The organism is Pseudaminobacter soli (ex Zhang et al. 2022) (assembly GCF_014595955.1).
Classification (GTDB): domain Bacteria; phylum Pseudomonadota; class Alphaproteobacteria; order Rhizobiales; family Rhizobiaceae; genus Kumtagia; species Kumtagia pseudosoli.
In genome coordinates this window covers 65,997-80,737 of record NZ_JABVCF010000015.1, presented here as the reverse complement: position 1 = coordinate 80,737, position 14,741 = coordinate 65,997, and the positions used below count along the sequence as shown (strand labels likewise).

Sequence of the window (14,741 nt, the reverse complement as noted above, 5' to 3'; positions counted from 1 at the left end):
TGAGCCACGGGTAGCCACGACCTTGTCGACAGACATCGTCATGAACTGGACGCCTCCCAGCCGGCACTCCATCCGTCGCAATCTGCTGGGCGGGACGAGCGTCATCGCGCTGCTTTTCGGCCTGATTGGAATCTGGGCGGGGACGGTAGACATTTCGGGAGCGATCATTGCGCATGGCGCGGTGGTCGTCGAGACCAGCGAAAAGGTGGTGCAGCATCCGACCGGCGGCATCATCGTCAAGATATTCGTGCGCGACGGCGACCACGTGGAGGCCGGAGATCTGCTGGTGCAACTCAGCGACACGATTGCGCGCGCCAACCTCGCCTTCGTGACGAAGAGTCTGGACGAGCTTTATGTGCGCAAATCCCGCCTCCAGGCCGAGCGCGACGGAGTGGAGCCGATGACGCTTCCTCCGATGCTGGTCTCCCGGATGAACGAGCCTGAGGTCGCGGCCATGGTTGCCAGCGAGGAGCGGCTGTTCAAGCTCCGCCGGATCGCACTGTCCGGCAACAAGGCCCGGCTTCGCGAGCGCATGGACCAGTTCCAGAAGCAGATCGAAGGCTATTCAGCTCAAGAGTTCGCCAAGACCCAGGAGATCCGGCTGATTCACAGCGAACTCGACGGCCTCCGAACTCTCTTTGAGAAGAAGCTTACACCCATGTCCACGGTGACGGCCAACGAACGCGAGGCGACCCGTATCATCGGCGAGCGGGCACAGCTTGGTTCAAGCATCGCCCAGGCAAGGGGTGCAATTGCCGAAGTCGAACTCCAGATTCTGCAACTCGACAAGGAATTCGCGAGCGACACCGGCAGGGAACTGCGCGAAGTCGAGGGTAAGATCGCCGAGTTCGAGGAGCGCAGGGTTACCGCGGAAGACCAGTTGTCACGCGTCAACATTCGCGCTCCCGCCAGCGGCACCATTCATCAGTCGATAGTCCACACCGTGAACGGAGTGATCGGCGCAGGGGAGCCGATCATGCTGATCGTGCCCGACACCGATACCCTTACGGTCGAAGTGAAGGTCGCTCCGCAGGACATCGACCAGCTTCTGATCGGCCAACGCGCCCTGCTTCGCTTCGCCGCCTTCAACCAGCGCACCACGCCCGAGGTAGCCGGCGTCGTGTCCATGATCGCGGCCGATGTCACGCGCGACCAGCGCACCAACGAGAGCTACTATGTGGCGCGCCTTGCTCTCACCAAGAAGGAGGTGGCGAGCCTTGGGCCTGTCACACTCATCCCTGGCATGCCGGTGGAAGCATTCATCAAGACCCAAGATCGCAAAGTGATTTCCTATCTGATGAAGCCTCTGACCGACCAGATGATGCGCGCATTCCGCGACGATTAGTTCGGGATCGCCGCGGTTAGTCACATCCACTGCATTTCCAACCCGAGTTCACGTGTCTGAGATGGATGGTCGAGATGACGGCAGCAAAGCTCAAGCCGCCGATTTTCCTGATAGGAAACTATCGGTCCGGCACCACCATCACCCAAAAGCTGATTGGGCTGCATCCGAGCATCGTGACCTGGTACGAACCAAGGACTCTGTGGCTATATGCCGACCCGGCCCGACGCCATGACGAATTCGGCGAACGCGATGCCACGGAAAAGGTCGTCCGCTACATCCGTAAGCGGTTCCTCAGTTTCCAATCCGCGAATGGCGGTCAGCAGATCATGGAGAATACACCATCGAACGTCCTACGGGTTCCCTACGTCCACAAGATCTTTCCGGAGGCGATATTTCTCTACATTACGAGAAATCCGTTCTCCTTCATCAGTTCCATGGAGATCAAGTGGCAGCGGACCAAAACGTTGCGTGGGCTGAAGAGGACCCTTCAAGCAACGCCGGTGACTCAGCTTCACCACTATGCGGGGAACTTCATCAAGCAGTTGCTGGTCAAGAGGGTTCTTCGAAGGAACTACATACCGATCTATGGGCCGCGATACATTGGGATCAATGAAGACCTGAAGAAACTCGGCACACTGAGGGTGATTGCGCGTCAGTGGGCGCGCGGTAACCGAAGCGCGCGCGAGGACCTGGCAAGGCTCGGAGAGGGCCGCGTCCTGACGATACGCTATGAGGATCTGATGCAGGATCCCGAGCCGGTCTTGCGGCGCATCTATGACCATTGTGGGCTCGAGTGCAGCGACCAAATCGTCCGCGCTGCCAAGCAGATGGTCGACCCCACTCGGCAGGAGAAATGGCTCCGCCTTGATCCGGAGAAGCTCAAGGCCATCCTGCCTGAGATCCAGGAGGAGATGCGGTTCTACGGCTATGAGGTCCCGCCGGCTCTTCGATGACGCTAGCGCGGACCGGCCACCTTGGGCGGCGGTACGCATTTCATCCAGTTCAGTGGCAGGTGGGAAGTTGCGGCGGCCAACTGCCTGGATCGGCCGAGCGGAAGGAGCATAGCATGACCGACAGCCGACGCGGCTTGGCAAAACGCAGTGTCGTGGGCATGTTCTGGACGGCCCTGTCCATGGGCGTGCTGGCCGTGGCGGAGCTCATTGCGCTCCTCGTTCTGGCCCGGCTCCTGTCGCCCCACGAACTCGGCCTGTATGCCGCGGCCCTGGTCATCATCAAGCTTTCGGCTATCTTCGAGGGCCTTGGCGTTGCCCCCGCGATCGTACAGCGGCCCGTGCTCGAGGAGCGCCATCTGCGGGTCGGGTTCACCCTGTCGCTCCTCCTTAGCGTCGTCGCCGCCGCGCTGGTCTGGACTTTGGCGCCCACCATCGCGCAGGCAATACGGCTTGCCGAACTGGCACCGGTGGTGCGCGCCGCCTGCGTCGTGCTCCTTTGCGAAGGGCTTTCCACGGTGGCGCTGGCCACGGCCCAGCGCGCGCTGCGCTTCCGCTGGCTCGCAGCCATCGACGCAGCCGCCTTTGCCGTCGGCTTCGTCATCGCCGGGACGACGCTGGCCTGGCTCGGCTTCGGCATCTGGGCGCTCGTCGGCGCGCTGGTGACTCAGTACGCGCTGCGCACGTCAGTGCTGCTCCTCGGCCAACCGCACCCCAAGCGCCTCATGCTGGAGCGGCGCGCGATCGGCGAATTGCTCTATTTCGGCGGCGGCTTCACCCTTGCCCGGATCTGCAACTACCTTGCTGCCCAAGTCGACAGGCTTGTCGTGGGGCGCTGGCTCGGCGCCGAGGCGCTGGGCATCTACTCCTTGTCCTCGCAACTCATGACGACGCCGGCCGTCATTGTCGGGCAGGTTCTCGACCGCGTGCTGTTCCCGACCATGGCGCTGGTTCAGGAGGAGCCCGTACGCCTCGCCCGGGCCTACCGAAGCGCTGTGGCGGGCTGCGCGCTGCTCGTCCTGCCGGCCAGCGTGGTCGTGGCAATCGTGGCGCCAGAAGTCGTGCGGGTGCTGCTCGGACGGGGATGGGAGGAGGCCATCGTCCCGCTCCAGGTCCTGGCGTTCGGGATGCTGTTCAGGACGAGCTACAAGCTCAGCGATTCCGTGTCGCGTGCCACCGGCACAGTCTACGCCAGGGCCTGGCGGCAGGCCATCTTCACTGGCGGCGTCGCCATAGGCTCGATCGTAGGACAGCACTGGGGCGTGGCCGGCGTGGCGCTTGGCGTTGTCGTGGCCATTGCGGCCAACTTCCTGCTCATGGCGCAACTGAGCCTCCGCGTCACCGAGATGCGCTGGTCGGAATTCGGCACGGCACACCTGCCCGGCATGGCGCTCGCAGGCGTAATCGGAGCGGCCGTCTGGGTACTGACCGATCAACTGCGCGAATTCCAAGTGCCGCCGCTCGCCCTGCTCATCTACGTGGCATCGGTGGCGAGTGCCGGAGGACTCCTGCTGACCTGGCTCATGCCGTCGCTGTTCCTTGGCCGGGACGGGCGGTCGCTGCTGCGAATAGTCGCGGAGTTGGTCCCTGTCGGGTTTCAACTGGGTCCTCTGCGATTGAGGACGCGGCCTGACTAGCAGCCGGTTGCTGGCGCCTCGTCGGTAAACGGTCCCTTACGGCCATTGGCAGAGAGCTGCCCGCAAGCTTGCCGTCCTCGGCGTCTCCCCCGACCGGATTTCGAACGGCTGGCGCGGGTCGAGACTACATCGAGTTTCTGAGCCCAGAAAGTTGCGGAAAGGAGATCCAAGATGACCCGACTGCCTTGGCCTCCCGCCAGCGGGAGCAGCGCGAACCATCTCAAGACGGAGACTAGCCTCGACTTGGATACGGTCGACAGTGGGCTGACCGACAATTGGTCCCTGCCGATCGAAACCGCCGTTCCCGACGCCGCCGCGCGTTCCCATGCCTACGGCATGCTGCCTGGGACGACGTCGGACGAGAGCGGTGTCCACGGCACGTCCGCCACGACCTCAGATCATGCCGACATCCTGGTCGTGGGAGCCGGCGAGGACAATCACGCGCGGGGCCCGGGATCGGCCGTGAGCAGTGACCGCGGCTTCGTATCCTCCAGGAGCACCCTCGCCGATGCGGCATCCGCAGGTGATGTCGGCGGCGGAACCTTGTCCGACACCATGACTGCGAATGCCTCGGGTCTCGGGCATTACATGGGAACGAGTCAGGGGTCCAACGCTGACGTCACGCCTCCGCCAGTCATGACGGCCAAGGTGGACGCCGCGGCCGCCGCAAGCGGGCCCCTTTCCGCCAGCCCCACCCCGATGATTGTCGAGCGCCGCGTGGCGAGTGCCGGCGACGACGTCGAGCAGAGGACGACATCGGGTGGGATGTCCGCCAACGTCACCGATCTGGAACTGGGCTATGACGGCACGCTGGCCCACACTGTCGGGCTTCGCTTCACCGGCGTCGACATCCCACAGGGCGCCATCATCACCAATGCCTATATCCAGTTCCGCACCGACGAGCCCGGCTCTGTCGCAACCTCGCTGCTGATCCAGGGTGAAGACGCCGATGACGCCAATCCCTTCACCGCGGCCAAATTCGACGTGTCGGCGCGCGCCAGGACGGATGCGTCGGCGGCCTGGACACCCGATCCGTGGATCAAGGTGGGCGATGCCGGCCTCGCCCAGCGCACCCCGGACCTGACGGCGATCGTGCAGGAGATCGTCAACCGCTCCGGCTGGGCAGCCCTCAACGACATGGCCTTCCTCGTCACCGGCACCGGGACGCGCACCGCCACGTCCTACGAAAAACTCGCCACTGGGGCGCCGCTGCTGCACATCGAGTACCAGATGCCCGGTCCGGCCGGCTCGCCAGTGGCCTTCAACGTGCCGGCCGATGCCGACGCGACCGCCAACCAGATCGCCGAACTCGCCACTGCGGGCACGACGCTGGGCATCATTGCTTCGGCCAGCGATCCGGACGCCGGCTCGACGGTCACCTACAGCATCGACGACGCGCGCTTCGCCATCAATTCCAGTACCGGCGTCATCACCCGCTCGGGCACCGGCACGCTCGACTTCGAGACCCAGACGTCGATCAACCTGACGGTGACGGCGACCTCGTCGGACGGGAGCCAGGCCAACCAGACCTTCACCCTCGGCATACTCGACAGCCCGGAACCGGTCGCCTTCAACCCCCAGCCGGATGCCGATGCGGCCACCAACCGGATCGCCCAGAACGCTGCTGCCGGAACCGCCGTCGGTATCACCGCCTCGGCCAGGGACCCCGATGCCGGTTCGACCGTCACCTACAGTATCAGCGACAACCGCTTCGTCATCGACCCATCCACCGGCGTCATCACCCGCTCGGCCACCGGCACCCTCAACGCCCAGACCGAGCCGACGGTCACCCTCAACGTCACCGCCACCTCTTCCGACGGAAGCACCGCCGCCCACGCATATAGCCTGAGCATCAGCGGCGCACCCAGCGCCACCCCGACGATCCTTGAGAAGCGGGTCGCCTCCAGCGCCGACGATGTGGAGCAGCGCGTGTCGTCGGGCGCGATGTCCTTCACCAGCTCCGACCTCGAGCTGACCTTTGATGGCAGCACGCAGCAGACCGTCGGCATGCGCTTTACCGGCCTCGACATCCCCAAGGGCGCGGTCATCACCAACGCCTATATCCAGTTCACTGTCGACACGGTGACCACCGGCGCCTCGCAGTTGCAGATTCGCGGCGAGGACGCCGACGATGCGGCCGCCTTCACCAGTGCCGCCTTCAATGCCTCGTCGCGCCCGCTCACCGACGCCTTGGTGAACTGGGCGCCACCGGACTGGAGCGTGCGCGGCGCGGCCGGCGCCGGCCAGCGCACGCCGGACCTGACCCAAATCGTGCAGGAGATCGTCAGCCGCGGCGGCTGGGCGCCAACCAACGACATGGTGTTCCTCGTCAGCGGCACCGGCACCCGCAACGCGCGCGCCTATGACAGCCGGCCCGACGCGGCGCCACTGCTGCATGTCGAGTATTACGTGCCCGGTGGGGGCAGCGGCAGTCCGGTTGCGTTCCACAACCCGGCCGATGCCAACCCCGCCGTCAACCAGATCGCCGAACTTGCCGCCGCCGGCACGGCCGTCGGGATCACCGCCGCGGCCAGCGATCCGGACGCCGGCTCGACGGTCACCTACAGCATCGACGACGCGCGCTTCGCCATCAATTCCAGCACCGGCGTCATCACCCGCTCGAGCACCGGCACGCTCGATTTCGAGACCCAGCCGTCGGTCAACCTGACCGTGACGGCGACCTCATCGGATGGCAGCAAGGCGAACCAGACCTACACCCTCGGCATCCTCGACAGCCCGGAACCGGTCGCCTTCAACCCCCAACCGGATGCCGATGCGGCCACCAACCGGATCGCCCAGAACGCCGCCGCCGGAACCGTCATCGGCATCACCGCTTCAGCCAGGGACCCGGACGCCGGTTCGACCGTCACCTACAGCATCGACGACGCGCGCTTTGCCATCAACCCCAGCACCGGCGTCATCACCCGCTCGGCCACCGGCACCCTAAACGCCCAGGCCGAGCCGACCGTCACCCTCAACGTCACCGCCACCTCCTCCGACGGAAGCACCGACAAGCATGCCTATACGGCCAGCGTCGTTCCGACATCGGGGCCACAGACTCTGTTCCGCTTCGCGATCTTCGGCGACTATGGCGATACCGATCTGTCGGGCGAAAAAGCCGTTTCGGCGCTCGTCCACAGTTGGAACGTTGATTTCGTCCTCACCGTGGGAGACAACGTCTATGCGCCGCAGTCCCTCGATGCTGCCATCGGCCAGCAGTACCACGACTACATCGGCAACTATCAGGGCGCGTACGGGAGCGGAAGCGCCATCAACCGCTTCTTCCCCTCGCTTGGCAATCACGAATACAGCGAAGGCAATGTTCCCGCCTACCTGAATTATTTCACACTGCCCGACAACGAGAGGTATTACGACTTCCAGGTTGGGCCGGTCCACCTGTTCGCTCTCAACAGCAACAAGGAGGAACCCGATGGTCGCAGTCCCACGTCGGTACAGGGCAAGTGGATGCAATCGGTCCTTGCGGATTCCGACGCAAGCTTCAACCTTGCCTATTACCACCACACGGCGTTCAACCCGAGCGGCGGCACTGGCACCATGGCATGGCCGTTCGAACAATGGGGCGTGGACGCGGTGTTTGCCGGCCACCAGCACAATTACTATCGGGAAAACAGGGACGACAACGGCGATGGTGTCGCTCTGCCCTACATCACCACGGGCCTTGGCGGCGGCGGCCGCACCGTCCCCAATGTCGGCGCGAACCTGGTGACGATCACCGACGCCGGCATGCTGATCGAGTTCTATACGGTCAGCAGTTTCAACGGCAGCACGGTAACCAGCCTCCTCAAGGATTCATATTTCATCCCGACGCCAGCCGGCCGTTCGCCAACCATCGTCGACGGGGCATATGTCATGAATGGCACCGCGGGCGCTGACTATCTGTGGGGTCTCGGCGCCAACGCCACGCTCAACGGCGGCCGCGGAAACGACATGCTGGTCGGTGGCCATGGCCGGAATCAGTTCGTGTTCCACTCCGGCGACGGTCAGGACACCATCGCCAATTTCGTGCCTGGCGCAAGCATCGGCGATGTCCTTGATCTCAGGGCATTCGGTATCGACAGCGCAAGCAGATTTGCGCAGGTCGCCACAAACCAGGGAGCCAATGTCGTGGCAGATCTGGGTGGCGGCGACCGGCTCACGCTGCTTGGTGTCCAGGTGGCGCAGTTCCACGACAACGACTTCCGAACCGACCTCCTGGTCTAGTCGGTGTCCTTGGCGCCGTAGCACGCGGGTCTCGGCATCTTGGGTGGAGGCGCGGGGCTCCCTCGGCTTCTTGCCGTTGCCGCGCTTTTCTGCGCGCGCCTGGCGCCGACGCTTGATCTCTGCAAGCGCCGACGATGGGGACAATTTTGTAATGTCATGCCGACAATGTCGTCGAGAGTGGAAGCGCGCCCGCGCCGGATCAGGCACCTAGAAGCTTCATGATGGAGACCTTCAACCGTTGAGCCGCCTTCGACAGACCGTCCGCACGCTCCAGCAGTTGGATGCAGGTGTTCGGGAGTTCCGGCAGTCCCGAGTCCTTGGGCAGTGCGATGAACCCGTGGGGAATCGTGCCTTCGGCCATGACGGTGACAGCCGTCCCCGAGCTAACCGCGCACTTGATCACTTCGCCGCTCGCGCTGTTCAGGAACTCGCGGAACTTCACGCCTTCGCGCCCCAGCGCGCCCATGGCGGCCGCTCGGAACACGCATCCTTCCGGATAGAAGGCCAATGGCCACGGCTTCGTTCTGTCGATGACGAAATCCTCGGCCGCGACCCACACTAGCCTCGGACAACTGAGCACGGTCGAGTGGCTTTTCTGGGTAGGAAGCGTCACGATCGCTAGGTCGAGGTTTCTCGCCTCGACCATATTAGCGAGCTTAGCGCTGAGCATCGACGTGATGCTGAGTTCGACGCCGGGAAGAGAGGTTTCGACCACTCTCATCAACCGCGACAGGATCGGTTGGACGTAGTCCTCGGCGACGCCGAGTTTGACGGTGCCCGTTATCTTGCCGCGCTTCATCCCGTCGAACAGCATGTCGTGGTGGTCGACGATGATCTGCACCTGGGGAAGAAGATCTCGGCCAGCCTGGCTCAATTCGACCAGATGGTAGCCTCGATCGAACAGCTTCCGACCGAGGGTCCCTTCCAGATTCTTTATGCGGAGCGACACGGTAGCCTGCGAGCAACCAAGGCGATCCGCCGCCCTGGAGAAATTCCTCTCCGTCGCGACGGACAGAAAGGAGCGCAGGAGCTTCATGTCGATATCGGCCATGCCCTATTAAGAATCCTAATTGTGGCGATAGATTCTTCTTGTTTTATCGATAGTCAGCAAACCGTCTAGGTTCCCGCACACCTGATAACTGCAGAGGTTGGAATGAAGGTCGGTTTCATCGGTCTCGGGACCATGGGCGGCAACGCCGCCAAGAATATCATCCGCGCGGGTTTCGAAACCTATGTCTTCGATCTGCGCCCGGAAGCGGCGACGGATCACATCGCCATGGGAGCGAAGTGGGTCGACAGCCCTCGCGACATGATTGGGCAGGTGGATTGTGTGGTATCCATGGTGTTCGGTCCGCCTCATCTGGATGCCGTCCTGAACGGGCCAGAAGGACTGCTGAAGGGCGATTGCCAGGGCAAGTTGTGGATCGACATGACGACCTCCTCGCCTCGGTTCATGCGTGAACTCGTCAAGCCATTCGTGGCGGCCGGGGGCAGGCCGGTTGATGCCCCGGTCACCGGTTCGGTCGACGCGGCGATCCGCGGTGACATGCCAATGTTCGTGGGCGGGGAAGATGCCGACGTGGAGGCCGCGCGTCCCGTTATCGAGGCGATGGGTGAACTCAGAAAAGTTGGCAAGTATGGCAACGGCTACGTCGCTAAACTGGTCAACAATCAGCTCTGGAAGGTGCATGCGGCGGCCATTGGCGAGGCCATGGTGTGCGCCAAGAAGGCTGGTCTCGAGCCGGATGTCTGGTGGGAGGTGATGAAGGGCGGGGCTGCGGACAGTTTCGTGATGCAGCACGATGTCCCGTCGATTTTCGCGGGTCACTACGATCCTTCCTTCCCGATCAAGCTATGCCTGAAGGACTTGGGCCTGATCAAGGAACTGCTCGAGGAAACTGGAACCCGCTCGGAAATGCTCGACGCCTGCTATGCGCGCTTCCGTGAAGCCGGCGATCGCTATGGCGCCGAAGCGGGCGAAATGACCGTCTGCAAAGTCGTGGAAGATGACGCGGGCGTCGAGCTACGCGTCAGCGGCGACTGGGTGGCTCCGTGGGAAGTGATCCATCAGGCAGCCGAATAGGCTCATATCAAAGCGGGGGATGCTGCGAGCGTTCCCCCTTGTCCCAACGTGGAACTTCACCGGATGCCCCGCGAGTGAGCGTCCATCCGGTTCCAATGGATCGCTCCTTCCCGCTTGTTTCTCGCCATACGTCGCTCGGCGGACAGGGTAGGGCAGAGGCGGCCGGATACGCGTCCCTTACACCAGGCGGACGCCGCGGGTCCACGGCGCTTTGGGCAACATCGCGTGAGCATTTGGAGGCCGCAGGTTGCCCTGCTCGGCAGCTCAACGCTTCCTCAGGGCCTCAGTAATCGCAGCACCCAAGGAGCCCTGCTGCGCAGACCGCTCCGGCCTGCTCTGACTATTCCGGGGCGGGTTCTGCTTTCCGTTGTCTCGCGGTGCGGGTTTGGCAGGAGCCGCGCTCGCGTCCCGGCGCATGGACAAGGAGATTCGCTTTCGCGCGATGTCGACATCGAGCACACGCACTTTGACGACGTCGCCGGCCTTCACCACCTCATGCGCGTCCTTCACAAACCGATCCGCCAATTGCGACACATGGACCAGCCCGTCCTGGTGCACGCCGATGTCGACGAACGCGCCGAAAGCCGCGACATTGGTGACCGTGCCTTCAAGGAGCATGCCCGGTTTGAGATCCTTGATGTCGTCCACACCTTCCGCGAAGGTCGCGGTCTTGAAGCCCGGACGTGGGTCGCGGCCGGGCTTCTCCAGTTCCGCGATGATGTCGCGCACCGTAGGTAAGCCGAAGCGCTCATCGACGAACATGCGCGGGTCGAGCGTCTTGAGGATCAAGCTGTCTCCCATCAGCGAGCGCACATCGCGGCCGCAGGCAGCGACGATCTTCTTCGCCACGCCATAGGCTTCCGGGTGCACGGCTGAAGCGTCCAGCGGCTCTAGGCCGTTGGGAACGCGCAGGAAGCCGGCGCACTGCTCGAAGGTGCGCTGACCGAGCCTTGGAACCTTGAGCAGTTCCTTACGGCTGGGAAACGGCCCGTTGGCGTTGCGGTGTTCCACGATCGCTTCCGCCAACGAGGTCCCGAGACCGGACACGCGCGCCAGAAGCGAGGCAGAAGCCGTATTGAGATCGACGCCGACCGCGTTCACCGCGTCTTCCACCACCGCATCCAGCGAACGGGCAAGGCGATACTGGTCGACGTCATGCTGGTATTGTCCAACGCCGATGGATTTCGGGTCTATCTTCACCAGTTCGGCCAGCGGGTCCTGGAGGCGACGTGCGATTGACACCGCACCACGCAGTGACACGTCGAGGTCCGGGAACTCGGCGGCGGCCGTTTCCGAGGCGGAATAGACCGACGCTCCTGCCTCGCTCACGATCACCTTGATTGGTTTCGGTGCGGGCATGTCGGAGAGCATCTCGGCCACCAGTTTCTCCGTTTCACGGCTGCCCGTGCCGTTGCCGATGGCAACCAGTTCGACATTGTGCCGGCGGATCAGGCCGGCAAGCTCCGCCTGGGTACCTCTTACGTCATTCCTTGGTGGGAACGGATAGACGGTCGTCGTCGCCACCAGCTTGCCGGTGCCGTCCACCACCGCGACCTTTACGCCCGTCCTGATGCCAGGATCGAGCCCCATCGTCGCACGGGAGCCGGCCGGCGCGGCCAGCAGAAGATCCTTCAAGTTGCGGGCAAAGACCTGGATCGCCTCTTCCTCGGCACGCTCGCGCAGGTCGCGCATCAGGTCGAGGGAAAGATGCAATGACAGCTTGACCCGCCATGTCCAGCCGACGACCTCCATCAGCCACCGGTCGCCCGGAAGCTCCCTGCCGATTGCATAGGTTTGCGCGACCATGCGCTCCACCGGCTTCACCGGCGAGGCGTCATCGGCATCCACCTCGATATCGAGAGACAGCACTTCTTCGTTACGGCCGCGCAGCATGGCGAGTGCACGGTGGCTAGGCACGCCCGACCAGCGCTCGACGTGGTCGAAATAGTCGGAGAACTTTGCGCCGGCTTCCTGCTTGCCCGCCACGACGCGCGACCGCAAGAAGGCCCGCTCCTTCATGTAAGTACGCAGTTGCCCGACGAGATCAGCGTTTTGCGCGAACTGCTCGGATAGAATATCACGCGCGCCTTCGAGCGCTGCTTTCGCATCCGGTATTTCATCGGTGAGATACGAAGCCGCGAGTTCCGCTGGTGCCGCTGCGCGGTTGGTCAGGATCGCCTCGGCCAGCGGTCCCAGCCCGCGTTCCCGCGCGATCTCGGCCTTTGTCCGACGCTTCGGCTTGTAAGGCAGGTAAATGTCTTCCAGTTCCGCCTTGGTGGTGGCGGCGGCAATCTTGGCCTCCAATTCATCCGTCAGCTTGCCCTGCTCGCGGATCGAAGCGAGGATCGTCGCGCGCCGCGCATCGAACTCACGCAGGTAGGCAAGCCGCTCGGCCAACAGGCGCAATTGCGTATCGTCGAGTCCGCCAGTCGCTTCCTTGCGGTAGCGTGCGACGAACGGAACCGTGGCATCCTCATCCAGGAGCACTATGGCGGCGGCCACCTGCTCCGGACGAGCGCCAATTTCCGACGCGATGGTCGACGCTATCCGTGCGGTCCCAAGGCTGGCTTGTGCTGTAGCGTTCATGCGCTCCTCGTCCGAAAAGATGAGTCGCGCACCATATTGAAGGCTGGACAGGATCGCCATTGCCCCTGACTGGGTCAAGGCGCTTCCCCACAACGACGGCGGGTTGGAAAATGCCTACCTCAGCGCTGGGTCGATTGGACCGGCCGAATTCGAGCTGAACCCGGTTGGGGGTGCCCTTGCTGCCATCACTGGGCTGCTCAGGCACCGCCCACGTAAATCCTAGCGATCGTCGCGCACGTTCTGTTGCGGGGAGTGGCCGACGATGTGCTGGGCAGCCTCGTGCCCTCGCTCTGCCGCGGCCTCGAACCAGCGCAATGCCGCAGCGTGGTCCGAAGCGACATCGAATCCGCCGTCCCTCATCATTCCGAGCGCGTACATGGCGCCGACGTGGCCCTTTGCGGCCGCCCTTTCGAACAGATCCAGCGCGGCACCATGATCCTTCGGGCCGCCGCGCCCGTTCACCATCATCTCCGCCAGGGCGGCTTCCGCATCGGCCATGCCGGCAGCCGCAGCGCGTGCAACCCAGGCACGGCCTAAACTCGGGTCGGCCTCGATTCCGCGCCCCTCGGAAAGCGCCCGACCATACCAATACTGTGCGCTCACGACTTCGCGCGCGGCCTGGTGCAGCCATTGGAGCGCCAATCGCTCCTCGCGGTCCATGCCGATGCCTTCCAGCAGGCAAACGCCCAAATGGGATGCAGCCAGCAGGTTTCCCGACGCGGCGGCCCGTTCGAGCCAGTCACGCGCCTTCGCGAGGTCTCCAGGATGGCTTGCCCCATCATTCAGCAGCAGGCTGGCAAGATCCACTTGTGCCGACCGATCGCCCGCTTCGGCGGCAATGCCAAGCCAATTCATTGCCTCCCTCGGGTCGCGCCCTACTCCTGTCCCCGACAGATAGAGCAGGCCCAGCGTCCGCGCTGCCGCAGCATGGCCCGCCTCTGCCGCGCGGCGATACCAGATCGCGGCTTCCGCATAGTTTGGAGGAAGCGCACCGGCTTCGGCGTAGATGTCGCCGATCAATGCAGCCGCGTCCGCATCGCCGGCCAGCGCTGCCCGGCGAAGCCAGGACTCGCCCTCGATCCGATCGGGTTCGACCCCCACCCCCCACATCAGCGCACGCCCCCAACTCGTCTGGGCCGAGCGATTACCAATTACGGCTGCTCGCCTGTAGAGTTGCACGGCCGCAGACTGGTCCCGTTCAATCCCCCATCCGCGTTCCGTGAGCATACCAAGCAGATAGATTGCTGGGGAAAGGCCCGCCTGGGCCGCGAGGCGGATGTAGTCGGCCGCCCGAACCTCATCGCCTTCACTGTCCCCCGATTGCACCAGCGACGATCCGTAGCCGTAGGCACCCTGCGGACAGCCGGCTTCGGCGGAAAGCTTGTACCAGTGTTGCGCCTCTTCAAGGTCGCGCATGGATTTCGGGCCGAAGGTGAGGACGTATCCCAGCAATGCCTGTCCATCGGCGGATCCGTGTTCTGCCGCACGACGCGCCCATTTCTCCGCTGCCGCGAAGTCTGGTTCAGGAGCCACATCGAACGAAAAGAGATCGAGCGGAGAACCGGAAGAGTCCTGCCTGTCGCAACATGGCGCGACGCCGTCGACATACAGCGCCGCAAGAATCCATTCGGCTTCGGCATGTCCTCGTGCAGCAGCGCGTTCGATCCAGCGGAATCCATCGGCGCGGCTCACCGGGACGCCAGCGCCATTCAAGTAGCACCGCCCGACCTGGTATTCAGCCTCCGCGCTACCTGCGCGTGCGGCACGGGCGAAGAGCCCGAAAGCCCTGATCGCCTGTCCTCCTGCCATCAGCCTCGTCGCGCGATGAAGCGCCATTGATGGCCACAAGCTGCCCACGACGCGATCAAGCAGCCGCGATCGCCTCGTTCTAGTGTCATTCGATGCTGCAGCAGCGCTCT

The 14,741-nt window shown here is 63.8% G+C and carries 8 protein-coding genes; 5 read left to right on the top strand and 3 right to left on the bottom strand.

Annotated features, from left to right (window positions below):
* The first annotated feature begins 22 nt into the window (after positions 1–22).
* The 4 genes from HUI96_RS23950 to HUI96_RS29945 all read left to right on the top strand — a co-directional run bounded on the left by HUI96_RS23950 (position 23) and on the right by HUI96_RS29945 (position 8,153).
* Entirely contained in the window at positions 23–1,345 is a 1,323-nt protein-coding gene (locus HUI96_RS23950; RefSeq protein WP_237684330.1) for an HlyD family type I secretion periplasmic adaptor subunit, read from the top strand.
* Between the two features lie 74 nt (positions 1,346–1,419).
* Positions 1,420–2,298, top strand: coding sequence for a sulfotransferase family protein (locus tag HUI96_RS23945; RefSeq protein WP_188257232.1), 879 nt, complete (start codon positions 1,420–1,422; stop codon positions 2,296–2,298).
* A 113-nt stretch (positions 2,299–2,411) separates the two neighbouring features.
* Positions 2,412–3,932, top strand: a complete 1,521-nt coding sequence (locus HUI96_RS23940; RefSeq protein WP_237684329.1) for a lipopolysaccharide biosynthesis protein — start codon at positions 2,412–2,414, stop codon at positions 3,930–3,932.
* A gap of 171 nt (positions 3,933–4,103) precedes the next feature.
* Positions 4,104–8,153 carry a putative Ig domain-containing protein gene (locus HUI96_RS29945; RefSeq protein ID WP_273033211.1) on the top strand — a complete coding sequence of 1,350 codons (4,050 nt, stop codon included), beginning with the start codon at positions 4,104–4,106 and terminating at the stop codon, positions 8,151–8,153.
* 199 nt (positions 8,154–8,352) lie between these two features.
* Here the strand turns inward: HUI96_RS29945 and HUI96_RS23930 are convergent, their stop codons facing one another.
* Complete coding sequence (locus HUI96_RS23930; protein ID WP_188257231.1) at positions 8,353–9,204, bottom strand: LysR family transcriptional regulator; 852 nt, start codon at positions 9,202–9,204, stop codon at positions 8,353–8,355.
* A gap of 102 nt (positions 9,205–9,306) precedes the next feature.
* Here HUI96_RS23930 and HUI96_RS23925 point away from each other — a divergent pair, with 102 nt between their 5' ends.
* Entirely contained in the window at positions 9,307–10,236 is a 930-nt protein-coding gene (locus HUI96_RS23925; protein ID WP_188257230.1) for an NAD(P)-dependent oxidoreductase, read from the top strand.
* Between the two features lie 264 nt (positions 10,237–10,500).
* Here HUI96_RS23925 and HUI96_RS23920 read toward each other — a convergent pair whose 3' ends face one another.
* A complete protein-coding gene (locus HUI96_RS23920; RefSeq protein ID WP_188257229.1) occupies positions 10,501–12,822 on the bottom strand; it encodes a Tex family protein in 2,322 nt (773 codons plus the stop codon).
* A gap of 219 nt (positions 12,823–13,041) precedes the next feature.
* The gene (locus HUI96_RS23915; RefSeq protein WP_237684328.1) at positions 13,042–14,631 is read right to left on the bottom strand and encodes a tetratricopeptide repeat protein; all 1,590 of its coding nucleotides are present in this window, start codon (positions 14,629–14,631) and stop codon (positions 13,042–13,044) included.
* Between the last annotated feature and the right edge of the window lie 110 nt (positions 14,632–14,741).

Coding starts and splice junctions, on each gene's coding strand:
- HUI96_RS23945 (WP_188257232.1), top strand. CDS start 1,420: ATGACGGCAGCAAAGCTCAAGCCGCCGATTTTCCTGATAGGAAACTAT.
- HUI96_RS23940 (WP_237684329.1), top strand. CDS start 2,412: ATGACCGACAGCCGACGCGGCTTGGCAAAACGCAGTGTCGTGGGCATG.
- HUI96_RS29945 (WP_273033211.1), top strand. CDS start 4,104: ATGACCCGACTGCCTTGGCCTCCCGCCAGCGGGAGCAGCGCGAACCAT.
- HUI96_RS23930 (WP_188257231.1), bottom strand. CDS start 9,204: ATGGCCGATATCGACATGAAGCTCCTGCGCTCCTTTCTGTCCGTCGCG.
- HUI96_RS23925 (WP_188257230.1), top strand. CDS start 9,307: ATGAAGGTCGGTTTCATCGGTCTCGGGACCATGGGCGGCAACGCCGCC.
- HUI96_RS23920 (WP_188257229.1), bottom strand. CDS start 12,822: ATGAACGCTACAGCACAAGCCAGCCTTGGGACCGCACGGATAGCGTCG.
- HUI96_RS23915 (WP_237684328.1), bottom strand. CDS start 14,631: ATGGCAGGAGGACAGGCGATCAGGGCTTTCGGGCTCTTCGCCCGTGCC.